Below are 18,551 nucleotides of genomic sequence, written 5' to 3'. Positions count from 1 at the left end.
AGTGACGCTGCTGCCATCTTCACTGACGATAACGTCTGTCGGCGCATCTGGAGCGACATTATCAATTGGTGGTTGATTATTATTGCTACTTCCACCACTGCTTCCTAAAGCAGCACCTAAGATACCTACTCCTGCCAGACCTGCTAACCAAGGTAACGCATCAAAGCCTTCAACTTCTGTGGCTCCCACCCACCAAGGTGCTGCTTGCGGTGTCCCACCCAAGGCCTGTCCTTGTACATCACCTATTTCCAACTCAGTAACATAGTCTGCTACCTCACCAGAATCCGGAATATAGTAGTAATAACTGCCATCTTCGGCCAAGCCTATGAGCGCACTATTAATATCCTCATAAAACCCTTCAATAATAAGATCTGGTTCGAGACTGTTATTTTCAAAAGAAACATGCAGATCTTTGTCTACTCGCTTAGTAATGATATGGTCTGGCGCATGTCCTGTGGAGTCGTCTATAAGCTCATAGTTAATATTATTAGTAGCAGCAATGACGATCGGTTCGCTATTTTGTGTCATTACTTTGTGCTCAGTAACTGTCTCAATTTGGCTCTGTACTTTAACGGTTATATTTTTCATGGTATCATCCCTAATTTTTGTCTATACATTTTTGATTAATGTCTTCACAGTATTATATCGTTGCCAGTTATTTAGCAGATTCTTCTCGGATCACGATAGCGTCTACTCGGCGATTATTTTGACGCCCTTTTTCTGTACCACTTTTATCCACCGGTCTTGACTCGCCATAGCCCACACTGACTATACGCTCAGCATCTAGACCATATTGATTTATCAAAATATTTTTGACAGCATCGGCACGCTTTTGAGAAAGCGTTAAATTGTATTGTTTTGGGCCTCTATCATCTGTATGGCCTTCTAATATCACGGCTCTTTTAGGAAACAATCGAGCCATATCGGCCACTTTACTAAGCTTTATTACGTTCTCGTTTTTGACGTCGACACTATCGAAATCGAACAGTAGGCGAAAGTACAAAGGTGCATCAATATCGCTATTGTCCGCTGTACTCAGCGTTTCCGACTGTTGCAGATCGACATTGTCTAGCCTATTGCACTTAGAGGAGACACGATTGATTTGGTGAGCTTGGCGCGTAAACTTCTCAGGTGAATTTAAAACATCCTCAAGAGAAACCTGTCTGATAAAAGCATGGCCTGATTTGGAAGTACCAATCTGTAAGTAGGTGGTGGTTTGTGGGAGGAAGGTATATTTTTGAGAGTAGGTGGTTACTTTTTGCTTATTAGCGACTGTTATGTTGATAGTTTGCACACCAGAGCACAGCACACTTTCTGAATAGTGCTTATTTTGTAGGCTAGATTGGAAAACATTATCAGCACCTAGCCCTACCCTAACGACGTCTGAGCTGCCATCCTCTTCATCACGAAAGAACACCACTCGGCTTTCATTAGTTGCCAACACACTATCGTCAGGCGGGCCAAACGCGTCTCCACTGGTAACCCAACTGGCTTGATGTATCTGTGTACGGCTTGGCTCTGATGGATTATTTGCGAGAGTTTGACATCCTAATAAGCCAGTCATTGAAAACAACACCGTTGATAACGTCGCTATTCTAATATCCATATCTCCTACTCCTTATTAGCATGTATGATTTCTATCTTAAATGATTTTTGACCGACTCTTTTATTATAGTTAGCTGAATGTAAAACTGTTATGGATTTAAACGCGCTACTGGTATAGATTTTACTTGCGTGCTGCGTTCCCAGAGGCTGCGCAAAATTCATCCCAGTAGCGCTATGACATTTTTAGAGTGTATCGACTATACCATTTATCATAGGTATTTATGTTTTTTGTAAACATCATGACTATAGTCAGTCTTTTATAAATAAGATACAATGCTTTTAAAATAAAGAGAAAGATATAATCATTATGACTTACTCAGCAGACTTTCGAACGCAAGTTATAAAAAGCGTCAAAGACAAAGACATGAGCATTCGTCAAGCTTGTATTTTCTATGACATCAGCAAAACCACTTTACAGCGTTGGCTGAAAAACCCAAGTATCAAACAAACTCGGGATAAACCACCCAGTAAAATACCAAATGAAGCACTTCTCAAAGACGTCGCGCAGTATCCAGACGATTACATTTACGAGCGAGCTCAACGTTTAGGCTGTAGCAAGTCAGGCATTGATATTGCCCTAAAGCGTCTTGGTATCAGTCAAAAAAAAGACCTTAGAGCATCCAAAAGCGTGTCCAATAAAAAGAGCAGCGTATCAGAGTAAGCTCAATAGTTTTATGCAGCAAGGCTATCCCATTGTGTACATGGATGAAAGCGGCTTTGAGGCTGAAACCATTCGTTCTCATGGCTATGCACCGATAGGTAAACCCTGTATCGACAGCTATAACTGGCAAGCAAGAAAGCGCACTAACGTTATTGGTGCTCTCTATGAAAAAATGTTATTTGCCTTAGATTACTTTGAGCAAAATATTAACAGCAGCATATTCTACAACTGGTGCAAACACACGCTAATACCAAGTCTTAAAACAAAATGTGTGATCGTGATGGACAATGCTAGATTTCATAAGAACAAATGCATTCAAAAACTACTGAACAGACATGGCCATCGTATTCTTTGGTTGCCACCCTACAGCCCTGATCTAAATCCCATTGAAAAGAAGTGGGCACAGGCAAAATTTCTACGTCAAGGCTGGATGGAGAATAATCTACCTAAGCTGTTTCATGATATGGGTTGTATCTCTTTTATTCTAGACTGACTATATAATCTCAGTATAGCGTTACAAAAAAATAATGCAAACCTTGAATAATCAGTATTACTCTATTTAAAAAACCCTACTCTTATCATTGCTTTTTTATTTTATAGAAAAAATGATTATATATAAAATTTATTTATATTCAAATAAAAGCATATAGAAAGCACACCATACTTTTTTTTAATGACTGTCATTTATATTTTTTATACGATACCTTTATAATGATACTGGTAGTAGCCGTAATTACTTAGGGGTTTAGATAATACTCGCAAAAGCTTTGGCACCAAAAGGTAAGAGCTATAGAATGAAAGATTTTGATAAGAAGCATCTAAAAGCCCTGTGTCTCGCGGTACTGGTGCATATAGCCGTATTCATTGTGTTTTATCTGGCTGTACATACACATGACTCAGTAAAAGTGGCTGACAGCACCTCTAATACAGTTTTGCCTTCTAGGCTTGATATTACAGATACGGAAATCTTACCTTTTAAATCAGAGACCTATATATCTACGCTTAGTAGCACGCAGACCATCGCTAAAAAAGACAGTGATGTTCAAAGCCATCATAAGAAAACCTCTACAAGAAGCTCGGAAGCGTTTGATGAACCAAAAACTGACAATACGGCAATCTTGGAGGGCTCTCAAAAGATCATTCATAAAGATAGCGCGGCCTCTGTCTCAATCAGTCAAAACACACAAGAAAAAGACACTCCAGATAGCCAAAGCAACGAGAATCTGATGCCTATAAAAAAAGAGGACCTTGCAGAATTAAAAGATATAAAAAATCATGTAGGACTATTAGAGATGGATATCCCTAATACAAAAAATAACATGGTAATAGATGATGAGCACCTATCAATAAAGTCAGAAGCAGAGGAGATAAACAGTCAGCTAAGTCAAGCAATTAATGAAATAAAAAATCGAAATCAACAAAAAATTAATGAAATAGAAAAACAAAAAAATTAACAACTAGTATTTATAAAGAATACTTTTCAGTGAGCGACTTGATAGCTCTGTATCTGTTTTATTTAGAACAGACTATAAATACATTAGGATAAAAGAGAGGTAACACTGGCATCAGTGAATGTGTCTTATCATCGCTCGCCTAAGCCCTCTGACAAGGTTTTGGTGATAGGCTTGGTCAAGTAAGACAATACAGTGCGTTCCATAGCCTTGATATCAACTGACGCTGTCATACCAGGTTTGATGACAATCTCATCGCCCCTGCCTGCAAACTCGGCACCATTGATGACAATTAATACTCGATAATAAGGCTCTTCGCCCTTAGGCGTTTTTTCAATAAGCGTATCTGGACTAATATAATTCACCGTCCCTTTCATTGCGCCAAAAATAGAATAATCATAAGCATCGAGCTTTACGGTCGCGTATTGGCCTTCTTTGACATACGCAATATCGGCAGGGCTCACTTTTGCATCAATGATTAGGTCACTACTGGTCGGCAAAATCTGCATAATGATCTCGCCTGGCTTCACCACACCGCCGATAGTAGTCACATTAATGTTTTTGACCTTGCCTTCTGTCGGTGCCATCAGACGTTTTTCTTCTAGTACTTGTGAGCGATCTCGTAGCTGCTCAAGCTCCGTATCAAGCTCTTCTTGGGCTTTGGTCATTTCAGCTTGCGCTTCCTCAAAGTATTTATTGCGCTTATTGTTGATTTGCGCTTCGATATCAGCCACTTGACGGCTCAGCTTGATCACATCTGCCTGACTGACATCCCCATACTCTAATAAAGGCTCATTCATGCTCAGCTCCTGCCGCGCCAATACCAGCATTTTTTCAAGAGAAGAGACGTCTTCATTGATCGCCCGGCGGCGTCGATCATAAAGCGCTTTTTGGTTTTGTACGTATTCAGGGTAGCTTTGTAATGCCTTTGGGAAAACTAAAGGTTTTTCGAATATCTCAGCATTTAATCGCGCCAGCTTTGCTTGTAATGCTGCTATTTTAGACGCGGAGTTATCGACCGCGGCCTTGGCTCGCTCCTCTTCTAACACGACAAGCAACTGACCTTTTTTGACTTCTTGGCCTTCTGCCACAGCAAGCCGAGTTAACACCCCACCCTCTGAGGCTTGAATTTCTTGTGTACGAGCGCTTGCGATAACGGTAGCTTTGGCACGAGTTACTTGGTCTATTTTGGCGTATGATGCCCATATGATTAAGACAATTATCCCAATTAAGGCAATCCAAATACTTAACCTTGAGCGATTTACATTGGGGTTGGTGGGTGTGTATTTATACTCTGACATGCCTGCTTACCTTAATTGTCTGGTGAGTCTTTATTGATCTGATCGGTCGTTTTTCCTCTTTTTTTGATGCGGTTTTGATGTTGAGCTTGTTCGTTTCTTTTTAAGCTATCAAGCACCGCTTGTTTTGGTCCGTCTATCACTATGCGTTGATTGTCCATGATAATCAATCTATCGACTAAGTCTAAAAGAGCGGTTTTATGCGTAGAGACGATAAAAGTCTGGCCTTTTGTCAGCTCCTGCTTTAGCACTTGTAAACAGCGCTGCTCTTGGCGATTGTCCATGGAGGCGGTGGGTTCATCTAATAAAAACACATCCGGCTTTGTTAGTAATAAGCGAGTGAAGGCAACCAATTGCTTTTGCCCGCCTGATAAGCCTTTACCGCCTTCACTAATGGGCAAATCAAGGCCGCTTGAGTGGCTAGATACAAGATTGATAAGCCCTGTTTTATTTAGGGCGTCTTGTAGGACATCATCATTGGGCGCTGCCATACCAATCAGTAGGTTTTCTCTTAGCGTGCCTTGAAACAGCCTGTGGTCTTGCTGCAAATACCCCACGCGCTCACTTAACGTCTCACGACTGATTTGATGGATATCTAGACCATCCAACAGTACTCGGCCTTTGGTCGGTGCATACAAGCCCGCGAGTACTTTTAGTAAGGTCGACTTCCCTGAACCAATTGGGCCCAAGATCGCAATACGTTCTCCTGGTTTGATGCTTAGCTTATCAATCGCAAGCGCTGATCTGTCATTGCCTTGGTAATTAAACACCAAACCATCACATTGGTAGCTGCCATTGATACGAGTCGGTGATAAGGGATAAGCGACTCCTTGATTGTCTTGCTCAAGCGAAAACAGCGTTTCGATATTGAGTTTGGCGGCTTTGGCATGAGAGTACTGTACCAGTAGGTTGGGTATAGCCATTACTGGAGCCAACACGCGGCCACCCAAAATAGAGCAAGCAATCAAGCCACCCATGGTCATATCACCTTGCATTACGACAAAAGAGCCCACTATCACAATACCCACATAGCTCACTTGCTGCAGCATTTGAGTAAAGTAAGTTAAGTTGTCATTGGTATGCTTCATATCCAAGTCATTTTTGACGGTGGTATTCATCACATCAAGCCAACGTGATAAAAACTTCCAACTCCCAGCTCCAGCCTTAATCGTCTCAACGCCTTCAACCGCCTCTACTAACAATCCTGTTTTATAATAAGAAGCAGTCGCCCCTTCTGCGGCAATGAGATCAATGCGTTTGCGAGCAATCAGCCCCATACTGATCGCTATTACTGCCGCAATCACTGGCACGACAGCGACCAAAGGTGAACCAATAAATGCCACTAAACTGATAAAAATAATGGTCATCGGTAAATCAACCAAACCAAAAAGCGTACTGGCAGTAAAAAAGCTACGCACTTGCTCATATCCGCGTAATTGAGCCGCCATAGAACCGACTGATCCTGGCATCTGGTCGATACGCACTTTCAATAGCCGTTGAAAGACTTCACGTGATAAGTACTGATCCAGACCAACCACGACTTTATCCATAATCCTAGAGCGCGAGAACTTCATAAAAGCTTCGAATAAAATAACCAACATCACACCACTGGCTAAGATAATAAGTGTATATTCACTACGAGTCGGAATGACTCGGTCATAGACCTGCATAGAAAACAACGACACTGCCAGTGCCAATATGTTGATTAGAAATGTCGCAATGATTGCTTCAAACAATACTCCCTTATAATTACCAAGGTCTGACTTTAATAAATCAGTAAATGAGGCGGTTCGCTGCTTGATGTGATCGTCTTTTAAACGAATACGCAATATCAGTGATAGCTGGTCAGCTCGCGTCGGCGTCCGTGCATCCTCTTGTCTAAAATTCCAGCTTTTTTGTGGGGTTTGGCCATCGATGACCCCCCAACCCATATCTGGTCGATAAGCAAGCAAAGGCAAAAAGGCAGCATCGGGCTTTTCCAATATTTCAGGAGTGTCTTTGATACCAATACCTTCAAGTACAGCAATAACGCCACCCAACTGATGAATGCTTTGCTCTTGCCTACCAGACAATTCATTGTGACGTTCGACAATATCATACAGACGGATATTGTCTACTGGATAGCCCTGCTGACTCAGTAAATGCCTAATAGCATCCGTCAGGGTTTCAGTGAAATCAATCTGGTTATTGTTTTCAGGCTCTGGATTATGAGCCACAGACAGAGAAGGTATCGCTTGCGAATTTGTGCTCATACTAATCACTTATTTAATATTTGAGAGATGCCTTTATTAACAATTTTTTCAAATCAAGCTTTGAAAGCTGGTCGTTTAATTACTTACTTTGTTGTCTTGATCGACTATCGGGGTGATACTATGATCTTCGTTCAGCATAATGTATTGACCACTATTCAGTCCTGCTTCTGCTGTCGCAGGCAAAGTTATATCGATATACTCTTCTGGTGAGTTGATCCCATAGCCAAGCTTTTCACTATCTACATTTTTACTCTTCTTGCCTACCCAATCCTTAACAGTCTCTAATGGGCTAAACAAACTAACATGCTCACGATTGTCTGAAAACTGTTGCCATGGCATCACACCAAAATCCACTTGCAGTCGATGAAACGCCCCTAACAAATTGGCTCGAGTCTGTACTAACTGCACTTGATAATCATTGTGTTCACGCACAGCATTGAGTACCTCTAACCATGACTTACGTCCAGCGATGAACTGCCGACGATAAGAGCTGACCACAATCTGTGCCCCTGCTACTGCTGCGATCAACGAGTTCTCTCGGTCTTTTGCGCTGACAAATTGCTGATACTGTACTTGTACATCTTCTATTACTCTACGGCGCGCTGCTTCTTGATTTTGAACCAGACTATTTACTTGTGCTTGAGAGGCACGTGCTAACGCCAAGTTAGAGAACCCAGCTCCTGGAGCGTAATTCAATCCTAAAGAGAACTTACCCCTATCTCTGTTATCATCGTGGTAGTAAGCATGTTCGTATTGAGCATAAACCGTAGGATATCGCGATGCCTGTTGGGCTTCGACACCTTGTTTGGCAGACTCAATCTGAAAATGCTCTTTAACAACGGTAGGATTATAGAAGCTGGATTGATCAAACGCCATGCGCTCAAAACCAATAGATTGCTGCTTGGCTTGGTTGACCAATGTTTTGATATTGGGTAAGCTAATTTCACTACTACGAGATAAAGGCTCACCGATTATCTGTTCAAGCCTTGCGGTGGCTATACGCTGCTGCTCTACTGCTGCTTGATAAGCATTTTGCTCCTGCAGGATACGATTAGTCACCAAATCAAGCTCGATACGCGCAGAAACACCTTGCCCGACACGGCGCTGCATCATTGCCTCAAACTCATTGAGCTGCTTTAAGCCCTCAATATGGATGTCTTGCTGGGCAACAGCTTGAACATATCCTTGCCAGGCATCAATGGTGCTCTTGGCAACTAAGTTTTGTTGTTCGTAGATATACTCAACGGCTGCTTTATCATCAAATATGGCTTGATTTACATCGGCTGTGAGCTTACCTGCCGTCCACAATGGCTGTCGAATGGTAACTTGTGAGACAAAGTCATTGTCTATATCAAAACCTGAAGAAATACTTGGTGTAGGTAGCAGGTTTAGCTTAGCGGCAGTGATGCCTTCTGTCGTTGCCTCTTGGTTGGCACGAGCTGAGCCTACTAAAGGATGTGATTCAATAGATTGCCTGATCAAACTATTGATTTGCAAGTCTGTCACTACAGCGTGGGAATATATAGAAAAGCACGTCCCCATTATCAATAATATAACCTGACGGCACAATGCCAGTGTATAAGAGCAGTATTGTTGATTTGATATTTTTTTCATATTGAATTTCAATTGTTGGCACTCTGAGTGCTATTTATTAAGTGTTTAACTCTCATGTGTCAAACCTTACTAAAGCCTATCTTATAAAGCAATCAAAGAATAAGCACAAAAAGCGCCTCCATTATGGAAACGCTTTTTGTTAATTATAAAATTATAGAGCGAATAAACAATAGCTTAAACACCAAAAGGCGTGTTCGTGATATTGATCAAGGTAGTTAGATCATTATCCATACCCGTGTTGAAGCTATCGGTAGTGACATACAGAATTTGCTGATGACCATTAGCCCCTAATAGATCGGCCACAGAGCCATAAGTATCGGCATCATTATCATTTACACCGTATTTGATACCTTCAAGAGTCACTGATTTAGGGATATCCTTTTCACGATTCCTGTTAAATAGGTAAAGAGTCGCTGCTTCCCTTATAGCAATCATTATACTTTTATGGGTACTGTGTTCATTTTTTATCATTCTTTTAGACTCGGTTACGATCAACTATTGCTTATCTTCACTAATACTCAAATGAGTAAAATAAGATAAGGGGTTGCTCTAGATAACTGGAGCAAATCTAGGCATATCATTACCATCCTTGCTTTTTTACCTTTGTAAGTTTTACCAAAATAAGAATAGTATCACTCAAGGTTTTTTCGAATAGGTTAAGCTTGCTCCTATAACTAATATATACTCTATCAGTATACATGCCAGCCTTTTTTGGCATGTATTCAAATCATTTGGCTTACCCAAAATAACATAATCAAAAATGGTCTTGACCCGTATTGACATATAAAGAAGCTAAACAGCCCTAAATATAATAAATAACATGACCTTCTGAATTTTTTAATATGTGAAATGAGTTGAGATGGATAATTTGCTTTTACTCGGTAATACTATAAATATTGGTCATTGTCGTTATAAAGAAATATAAGCACACATCAATTTTTTCAATCAATAGCTTCCTATTTTCATGGTAGATAGATTCTCATCTGTAATCAGCATCATGTGCACAAAAAACCTCAATAACGGAGAGTGTTGCCATTTTCTCATCTGACTTCTATGATCGCGGCTGGCGATACCGATGTGAATTGTGTTGATTGAATCATCACATTGTTGCCTGATACCTTGGTAATCCTTATCTGATTTTTTGCTCTCTAGTACGGCTTCGTTACCCTTCATTAGCCAATGCTTTAAAGGTAGCAGTTCTTTAGCAATACGCATAAAATGTTGTAACTCTTCTTTATCTCCTTTAGTAAATGATATGTAGGCCCTGCTATTAGAAAGCCTCTGACGACACACCTCAATGAGCCAAGTCCAGTCAGATTCAGATTTTTGTCGTAGACGATAAGCCTGATTGAGTAAAAGCGACAGCAATCTTAAATCACTTTGGTATCGAATACTTAGCGGACTCAATATAGTCATTTTTGGATCTGTAGCCTTTACAAAGCGCGGTTTATCACGTCCTGTGGTGATTGTGGATACTTCGTATGCTCGTTTTACTAAAATTGAAGCATCTTGCATAGAAATATTTGCCATCTGTGCCGCTTTGTCTAATGGTATTTTGTCATCAGAGTCTTGTAGCAGGCGCAGTATTCGGTTTATGCCATAGCGACCAAACAGCTCGTCAGTGGCGGGCGGCTCAGTGTTGAATAAAAGATACTTATCAAGATTTTCGACGGTAAATCGCGGTGATTTGCGTCTGCCTTCTATGATATTTTTGAATAATAGCTTACGCATACTGGGTATGCTGACCATATCATTATCAGTAATATCAGAGTTATTATTGAGCTTTGGACGGGTAAAGTTAGTAATATTGCACAATGTTTGCTTAGGCAGTCTAATATTAGCGATACTTAATGCATAAGTGGCCATAAGGGTAGCAAAGTGGTTGTAATACTCAAAACTACGCTGCGGTGATAGGTGCCCCATCATACCCGACAAGGCGTACCACCGATCTTGTGTATCGATATGCTCGCCGAGTAATCCATGTTTGATACGCAATACATCGCTGTTATCATAATTGGTTAATGATTGAACCAAATCTGGATGACCTAATAGCACTAGTGATAAGTTACTCACTGCCGTATGTCTAAAGCCATGGAAGGTATGATTTGGTACATTATCATCTAACGAGATATCTTTTAAGACCTGTTTGAGTAAATCTAAAGGTACGTGATCACCTATAGGGCGCTGATCGGATGACAAGGTAAAGATAAACTTGTTTGAATTATTACCGATATTACTTTGTATAAAGGTGTTAAAAAGATTTAACTCATCTGGTCTTAAAAGAGCAAAAACGGGAACGCGGCGGATGCTACTTTGGGTCTTGGTTGGACGGTAATGGTTGGGTCTAATCACTACCGAAGGCATTGCTAATTTCAAACCTTCGATGTCATCGTACTTTAGGCCAAGTAGCTCTTTTTTGCGCATCCCAGTACGATAGACAAGTATAAATAAAAGCGCGAACATCTCACGTTCTAATATATCTACAGACTCCCAAATTTGAGTGATAATAGCGCGATAGGCTTGCGGTGATACCAGCTCTGCCCGCACCCGCCGACCGTTTTTAGACTGCTGAATAGTTACTGGAGGCAGATTATATCTATCCCTAGCAAAATCATGCATGCGCTGAAGTAGATTGCCTGCATAGACAGTAGTGGTATTACAGCGTACGACGGCTTTGTATTCTAAAATATCATCATAATGGGCCTCAAACTCTTCCTCTGACCAGATATGAAGCGGCTGTGCCATTGTGAAGTACAGCCACTCATAGCCTATGGTTCTAATGTACTTCAAAATGGTTTTGTTAGCAGGCGGGCTTTCTCGGCAAAGCAAACTCAGTGTCCATTGTAATAAGATAGCCTCGCTCATGTCGGTATATTGCTCACAGCGCTTTTGCACCCTTTCAATAAGAGTAGGCGGCGTATAGCTTAGTTTTTTCTTTTTTTGCTCTTCATTCAGTTTGAAATCGTTAGTAAGATTTATGATTAAATCTGACTTTCGCACTTCTGCCCTTTTAGAGGAATTGCTTAATGTTTCCTTTTTATAATTAGGGTTTGAAGAGATATCTAGCTTTAAAATCTTTTCTAGGTCGTAAGGTTTTTCTCTGTATTTGTATTCTTGATGCAAAAAACGATCAAAATCTTTAGTGACTAGTCCGACGGTGTTGTGTATGCCTCGCATGACGCCTACCGAGGCATTATCAATATCAGCACCATCCAGAAATTCCCAATAATAACTAGCGTAATATAAAAATCGAGATAAGGTCGGCGGTTTAATATTTAAAGGCTCGGTCACGTCCGCTAAAGTGCTTTTTAGGTAGCGCTTAAGGCTATCTTCAGAAAGATTGGCAAGCGTATGTTGGATATCTTCTTGACTGCTCTTTTGGTGGTAACGTATTAGCCAGCATTGACTGACTACATCTACAACGATTTGCTTGGTATTATAAAGCTCCTCACTACTCTCCTCACGCTCATTACCGTAGCGCTTTTGGATAAAACGTGGCGAAACCACTATTCTTTCATTGATAAATGGCTGATACTCTTTAGTAAGCAGAGAAGTAAGCCACCCTTGAAGCATCTGCACTTCATTGATACCCCCGTAAACCATGCCTGAGAATAGCAGCCAACCTATGATCTGCTCTTGGCTGTAATCAGTTGTTTGATTCCAATGATTATGCACTGCACGAATAATTCTGACCAGTGACTTGCCGTTTTTTATCCAGTCTGCATTAATAATCAGTGGATTGGTTTTGGTAGGTTGCAGTGCAACTATCTTAGGGTAGTGATGCTCAGCGAGCATATAGTGCTGGTTTTGATAATCAATAAACTGTCTGATAATTTTCCATGACGCTTTTAATACTCTAGCTGAATCGTTAGCTTTTGCAATCTTATCTTGAATGAGCGCTTGAAACTCATCGAACCCCTCATTAGACAAAGGTCTGAGCTGTTCATAAAAGTCATGCTGATACTGGCCTAATGTTTGGCTCCACGACAGCCATAATGCGTCAACGTAGCCGCTAGGGGCTGATATAGCCAAAAAGAAACAGTCATCAGGCCAAAGTACTTGTCGGTAAGGTTCATCAAAAGACTTGATAAATCTGATATTGCCAGGATATGCTTTTTGTAAGGACTCCCACTCAGTCTGTAAATCACTTAATAGCTGTATTTCGCGTTTCCTTACCGGGTCACTGTCTTTGAGTATTGATGGGTAAGGCACGTAGCGCTTTTTTCTACCATCAAACCTTGCTAAGTTATCAATAATTTTTGGTAAGTGTATTTTATTTATTAGCATAGTCTGCCTCTGCGGAGCTTAAGCCAACATCATCTGGGTTTGAATAATTGTCGATTTTTATATTTGTTAGTCCTAGCTGTTCAGCAATTTGCTCAAAAGCGGATGCCACACGCTTAATATCTGCTTTGCTACTTGATGAGAAGCGCCCCAATACTTCTTGTCGAGCTTTTTCATGACCAATAACCGTATTAATAAGCGAAAGGGAAATACCAAGATTTTCAAGTTGAGTACGGACAAAATGGCGTACCCAATAAGGATCGATGTCAACGATGTGTTTGGTCATATGGTAAGCATCACCGCGCTTGATGTCTTTTAGAGTATGAGCGCCCTCAGACAAGAGCTTCAATAGCGCTTCATCTTTACCTAAGCGGATATCATCAATGCTCGCGCTGATTTCATGCTTTGTTTGATGCTTAGCCTGATAGTCAATTAAGTAATCTCTATAATCTGTTAAATAGCTGACAAGGGTGAAACATAGCGGTATTAGGCGATCGCTTTTGACTTTCTTAATCGGTTTGTCGTTGACCACTAGCCAGCCCATCTCAAGATCAATATTAGACGTCTTACCAAGGCTATTATTTGGTCGTACACCAGTTAAGAGGCAGAAAATAAACCATATAAAAATACTGGTTCTATTGAAGTGATCCTCATAGTTTGTACTTTGATCTATCCAAACTATCATCTCATTTATAATACTATTAGCGGTTTCAAGCTTGATTGCGAACCCCGAGCCTACAGCATACTTGTGCCAAGGAGTAATATAAGCTAAGTCAAAACCACTTACGCTGCTGAATACACTTAACGCTGATTTATAATGAGCGATGATCATCTCACTGGTATGGCTACTATAGTACATCGCCGGAGCATGTGGCGCTGGCGTGCGGCAAATGATATCGGCTATGTGCTCATGACAACCTGGCGTATAACGAGAGAGCACGACATGTAATGCGGTTTCTATGCGATTGATTGACAAGTACGGGAACCCGAGGCTGCTACGTAAGTAAGCAATATAAGCTGTAAAGTCCTCTTTTACCGGTAATTCACAAGCGAGTAAGTTATCAATTAACCATAATGGCAGCGGGATTTTGATAGTGTCAGAGTGATTTTCATAATCTTTTTTTGTTAAAGTTTGGCTATCGGATCGCTTAGTAATACCAAGGCTATGTTTGATATAAACTCTTTTATCATGAATGCTAAAAATACTAGGATGACCGATGTAGCCTGGTATGAGTAAGGACTTAACCGGCAATCCGGTGATCATTGATAACAGTAAAATGCTAGCACAGGCTGTATTAGTATCTCCTTGAGACAAAGATTTCGCGTCTTGGTGTAGCGCAGCGAACAATGCTTGGTAACCAGCAACGGAAAGTAGGCGCGTGTTAGAGTTGAGCGCGAGATTGCGCTGAGACATGTAGTTTTGCTGTAGAGATAAATCTATAGTTTGAAGCGGTATGGAATCTTTGATTAAAGGGTTTGGATATTCGCCATAGCTGACATAGGGTGCCTCATAATGATCAATGCTCTCTTCAAAGCTTGTGTTTAAACCTTCATAAGTTTCGGTATGAGACTCTAGGAATACAAGATCTATAGCGATAGCACTGTTTTCTATATCATCATGTGTGCTGCCCCAATTATCATTACTATGCCCACTACCCCAGTGATGGCCCGTCGCATTAGAGTCAGATGGATATATCGGTTTGTTATCAGCTAAATTTATAGGCTTAACTTTATTATTTTTTGGTGGCTTCTTACGCTTAGGTTTTGGTGCATGTAAGTCATGTGCGTGTTGATAGGCGGTAGTTATTTTATCTATTTGGCTTAGCTTAGCTTTTAAGTCAGATTTATCCTTTGCGAGATCCTTGATATGAGTAGCTTGGCTATTGGTTAGCATTACAAGGACGCTTTTTTGCTGCTCTAATAAACTGTCAAATACAGATAATATACGCTCTATACTCATCTCAGTTTGAGCGATATCAGGAAGAGCCTGCCAAAGCCATTTTCGTCTAGGAGATGCTGAGAACTGCGCCATCTTAAATTGCATGAGTACATTGTTGGTATGGGTTTTTTTATCTTGAACGATAAGTAAAGCTGCAGTGTGCATTGCTATGGATAACCAAACGAGCTGTTGCACTGATTGACCTAACTGCTGCTTGATGACGATATTTTGCATTAAGATAAGTAGCTGCATCATCAATGGTTTTTGTGCCAGATCCGTACGATTGATTTGCATATACTGATTGGCCACTGGTCTCTGTTGTAATAGTGGCACAATCGTCTTTAATAAGTATTTAGTAGAGTCATCAGGTCGCTCATAACTATCCTGTACGGCTATAACGATGGTAGAAATAGCATCTACGACAGGTTCTGGGTAAACAAAAGCTTCATCACTCTTTAAATAATCAATGGTTTTTGCAGACAGCCATTTTTTCTGACTAGGAAAGGTGTCATTATTTTGAGTCATAGCGATACTCCAGAGTGACGTGCATGATAGGCCTGCTCAGTAATATTAATAAGCTCACAAAACTTGGTGACGGCGAAGATGTTTTTACTAAATAACCGTTGGGTCATTTGCTTATCTAAAATTTTTTTTAGATGTTTGTAAATGAGTTTAATATCTAGCTTCTTGTTATGCTGGGCAATCAATTCAACAAGCTCATAAAAGCAGAGATCAAAATTGAAATCATCTCTCGTTATATATCTCACAGACACTTTTTGTTTGAGTACATTAAAACCAACATCAGGACTTTTAATTAGGTGAAAAAGCTCAAAATTATTGACTAGAAACCATTTTTTGTCCTCTTTAATAAACAAGGTGGTATTAGTCCACACGGCGCTTCGCTCAAGTTTGAAGGCTGCACTAATAAATGGCCTAATATGGCTTGTATAAATATTAAAGAGCTCAAGTACACCTTGAAATACAAGCACAGTGTTTGCCTGTAGTCTCGCTATAGTCTCCATCCACCTTTACTCCTAACCAAAATAACGATTTGATCACTTGATCGTTACGGCCCATTTGTTGACCTCCACTCATAGCTTACGAGCACTGTCTAACAATTAAAAGGCACTTCGCTTAGGTTTGCAGCAAAATCAGAAAACACACGACATCTCATGACGCCTTATTCTATTTCTAGCATTATTCATAGAGAGTCTGTGGTTAAGCTACTCGAAAATTTCGATTATGAGTTTCAGTGAATGAGTACGTACATTGAGCTTTGAGAAGTATGAGTGACTGGCTTAGATGTTTGGCAAAGCCAAGACAAAAGGTAGAACAAAGAGTGTGGTTTGAGATGCGTCATAATGATTGTTAGTAAACTATTAAGATACCTATTGTTACTGCTAAATTGTTTATTCGTTTCTAAATCCTCTGTGCGATGGAGAAGTTCGTACTCTGATAACCGTTGGATACATTACCGTCCTACTTTCACATTGACATATTCAGGCTCAAAAACAGTCTGTATAAGCACTATCGAAAACTGGTTGCATAAACATACATTGCGAAAGCTTTGCTCACTATGTAAGTTCCAGAGTATTCTAAGTTTTGTGGAAGTACTGATACAAGATAAGTGACACTTACACGGAATATGCGACGGTCTTGCATCGATGTGGTAGACATATGAGACACTTCGGTATTTTCATATTCTCTAAGATTGTTGAATATCAAATAATTCCAGCGTGGTTCAACATACGTATCGAAGAAAAATTTTTTATTAGGAAAGGCCATGCTTCTTAGTTTTATTGCGCGCCATAGCACATTAATTATGCCAGTTTGCGCCATTGTGGGCTTTGTTTTTCCAAACTTATCCAATGCCGTATTAGTATATTTACCCCAAATATTGTTCTTCTTGATGTTTTTTACTTTACTAGGCATTAATCAATATGCGCTGTTAAAGCGTATAGCGACAAGCTATGTATGGGTTTTTGCCTTATTACAAAGCGGAGGTATGAGTCTAGCTTTAATAGTAACTGCTTATGCACTCGGTGTACGTGACGATTGGCTATTGGCGATTGCAGGTCTTGGTGCCACTGCCCCATTGTTTGGTAGTGGTGCGTTGGTCAATGCGGTGGGGTTTGATGCACAACTGGCAACGGCAAAAACTATCGCTGCTACGCTCATTATGCCATTCACATTATTAGGCGTATTATGGCTATTAGGCAATGAAAGTTCGAATTTAGACGTTGGTCTTTATGTCAAACGCTTGTTAGTTTATATTTTTATGCCAATGCTGCTAGCTGTGGGAGTGCGTCGGTTCGTTCCACCTGCTATTTTGTTACGTTATTATCCCAAAATTGGGCAGTTTAATATTTTACTGCTGATGTTGTTTCCACTGGGACTGATGGCAGGATTTCGTACCACCTTTGACCACAATCCCTGGCAAGCGTTGTTATTACTAGTGCTAAGTTCGGTATTGGCATTGGTATTTTATTTTACCGCTTATATAATATATCGGCGTCTTGGCTATGAGAATGCTATTGTCGCGGCGCTGGTGTGTGGCGGACGCAATGTATTACTTTCTTACACCATAACTGTACCCTTTATGGGTGCGGTTTTTCTACCGTTACTGGGTGCTTTTCAATTACCAATGTTTTGTTTACCCTTACTGGGCAAATATATGGCAAAACGCCATACGACTCGACCTATAGATTTAAAATCAGGTTTCTGAATCGCCCTGACTACTTACAGATAAGTTATCGTTTAGAGGATTTTTTTGGGTATCCCCTAGCGAAAACAGTTCTTCTACCTCTCAAACGTATTAACAGACCACTTATAACAGACTATTTTAGGTGATTATGTTTATCAAAGCGTATCTTAGAGCATCAATAAAACAATAAGACGCTAAACGTACCAAAAATAAACTTATACATCTTGCTAATGATCATAAAATTGCTGCGTTTATGTCTAGAATAAATCAGGAGCAAAGCTAGTACTTCCAAAGCTGATGCAGCTGATCGAAGCTGCTCATGCAAACGATGTGATTTTGGTTGAACAAATAGACAGACTTAATTATCTAAATCCACGCGCCCGTGATAGAAGTAAATACCATAGGCTATTACGTTAATCATAAAGTGATCTCTAAGATTTGACAGTGCGATGCTCTCCAGGGAGTTTCCCAAACTCTGTGTAACTGCTTATAATCCACTAACAGGAGAATAAGCAATGACTACTCAATCTGACCTTAAAAAACTGGCCGAGCAAATGGCTGGTAGCATGAGCAGCTTCGATGACATCAAAGACTTTCAGAAGCAGCTCATGCAATCCTTTATCGATACTGCCTTAGAGGCTGAGATGGAAGACCATCTCGGCTATCCCAAGCATGAGAAAGCAGACAAGCCTAATAAGCGCAACGGTCATACTAAAAAGACCGTCCGTAGCGACACAGGCGAC

14 protein-coding genes are annotated in these 18,551 nt (G+C 40.5%); 5 read left to right on the top strand and 9 right to left on the bottom strand.

Annotation, left to right across the window (positions count from 1 at the left end; genetic code table 11):
• Nucleotides 1–588: hypothetical protein (locus tag JFC07_RS11990; protein WP_198329124.1), on the bottom strand; the 588-nt coding region annotated here is incomplete at its 3' end.
• Nucleotides 589–655: 67 nt separating this feature from the next.
• Nucleotides 656–1,606: an OmpA family protein gene (locus JFC07_RS11985; RefSeq protein ID WP_198329123.1), complete on the bottom strand. Its 951-nt coding sequence runs from the start codon at nucleotides 1,604–1,606 to the stop codon at nucleotides 656–658.
• Between the two features lie 306 nt (nucleotides 1,607–1,912).
• On the opposite strand from JFC07_RS11985, the gene JFC07_RS11980 reads away from it, so the two are divergent.
• The 3 genes from JFC07_RS11980 (at nucleotide 1,913) to JFC07_RS11970 (ending at nucleotide 3,720) form a co-directional block, all read left to right on the top strand.
• Nucleotides 1,913–2,266, top strand: a complete 354-nt coding sequence (locus JFC07_RS11980) for an IS630 transposase-related protein (protein WP_198329122.1) — start codon at nucleotides 1,913–1,915, stop codon at nucleotides 2,264–2,266.
• Nucleotides 2,193–2,759 carry an IS630 family transposase gene (locus JFC07_RS11975; protein WP_198329121.1) on the top strand — a complete coding sequence of 189 codons (567 nt, stop codon included), beginning with the start codon at nucleotides 2,193–2,195 and terminating at the stop codon, nucleotides 2,757–2,759. The genes JFC07_RS11980 and JFC07_RS11975 overlap by 74 nt, the downstream gene beginning before the upstream one ends.
• A gap of 301 nt (nucleotides 2,760–3,060) precedes the next feature.
• Complete coding sequence (locus tag JFC07_RS11970) at nucleotides 3,061–3,720, top strand: hypothetical protein (RefSeq protein ID WP_198329120.1); 660 nt, start codon at nucleotides 3,061–3,063, stop codon at nucleotides 3,718–3,720.
• A gap of 128 nt (nucleotides 3,721–3,848) precedes the next feature.
• Here the strand turns inward: JFC07_RS11970 and JFC07_RS11965 are convergent, their stop codons facing one another.
• From JFC07_RS11965 to JFC07_RS11935, 7 genes are all read right to left on the bottom strand, one after another.
• Nucleotides 3,849–5,018 (bottom strand): beta-barrel domain-containing protein, encoded by a 1,170-nt coding sequence (locus tag JFC07_RS11965; RefSeq protein WP_198329119.1) that lies wholly within the window; start codon nucleotides 5,016–5,018, stop codon nucleotides 3,849–3,851.
• Nucleotides 5,019–5,029: 11 nt separating this feature from the next.
• Entirely contained in the window at nucleotides 5,030–7,267 is a 2,238-nt protein-coding gene (locus tag JFC07_RS11960; RefSeq protein ID WP_198329118.1) for a type I secretion system permease/ATPase, read from the bottom strand.
• A gap of 75 nt (nucleotides 7,268–7,342) precedes the next feature.
• Nucleotides 7,343–8,773, bottom strand: a complete 1,431-nt coding sequence (locus tag JFC07_RS11955) for a TolC family protein (protein WP_227678328.1) — start codon at nucleotides 8,771–8,773, stop codon at nucleotides 7,343–7,345.
• A 282-nt stretch (nucleotides 8,774–9,055) separates the two neighbouring features.
• On the bottom strand, nucleotides 9,056–9,244 hold the full coding sequence (locus JFC07_RS11950) for a hypothetical protein (RefSeq protein ID WP_198329116.1): 189 nt from the start codon (nucleotides 9,242–9,244) through the stop codon (nucleotides 9,056–9,058).
• A 582-nt stretch (nucleotides 9,245–9,826) separates the two neighbouring features.
• Nucleotides 9,827–13,168, bottom strand: a complete 3,342-nt coding sequence (locus JFC07_RS11945) for a tyrosine-type recombinase/integrase (protein ID WP_198329115.1) — start codon at nucleotides 13,166–13,168, stop codon at nucleotides 9,827–9,829.
• Nucleotides 13,155–15,629: a site-specific integrase gene (locus JFC07_RS11940; RefSeq protein WP_198329114.1), complete on the bottom strand. Its 2,475-nt coding sequence runs from the start codon at nucleotides 15,627–15,629 to the stop codon at nucleotides 13,155–13,157. Before JFC07_RS11940 ends, JFC07_RS11945 begins: the two co-directional genes overlap by 14 nt.
• Nucleotides 15,626–16,126: a hypothetical protein gene (locus tag JFC07_RS11935; RefSeq protein WP_198329113.1), complete on the bottom strand. Its 501-nt coding sequence runs from the start codon at nucleotides 16,124–16,126 to the stop codon at nucleotides 15,626–15,628. Before JFC07_RS11935 ends, JFC07_RS11940 begins: the two co-directional genes overlap by 4 nt.
• A gap of 983 nt (nucleotides 16,127–17,109) precedes the next feature.
• Between JFC07_RS11935 and JFC07_RS11930 the strand changes: the two genes are divergently transcribed.
• Both JFC07_RS11930 and JFC07_RS11925 read left to right on the top strand, forming a co-directional pair.
• Nucleotides 17,110–17,829, top strand: a complete 720-nt coding sequence (locus JFC07_RS11930) for a bile acid:sodium symporter family protein (RefSeq protein WP_313782920.1) — start codon at nucleotides 17,110–17,112, stop codon at nucleotides 17,827–17,829.
• A 494-nt stretch (nucleotides 17,830–18,323) separates the two neighbouring features.
• Nucleotides 18,324–18,551, top strand: a 228-nt coding sequence (locus JFC07_RS11925; protein WP_198329111.1) for a transposase, incomplete at its 3' end; no start/stop codon positions are given.

Source organism: Psychrobacter faecalis, from assembly GCF_016107575.1.
Classification (GTDB): domain Bacteria; phylum Pseudomonadota; class Gammaproteobacteria; order Pseudomonadales; family Moraxellaceae; genus Psychrobacter; species Psychrobacter faecalis.
This window is presented reverse-complemented; position numbering and strand designations above follow the sequence as displayed.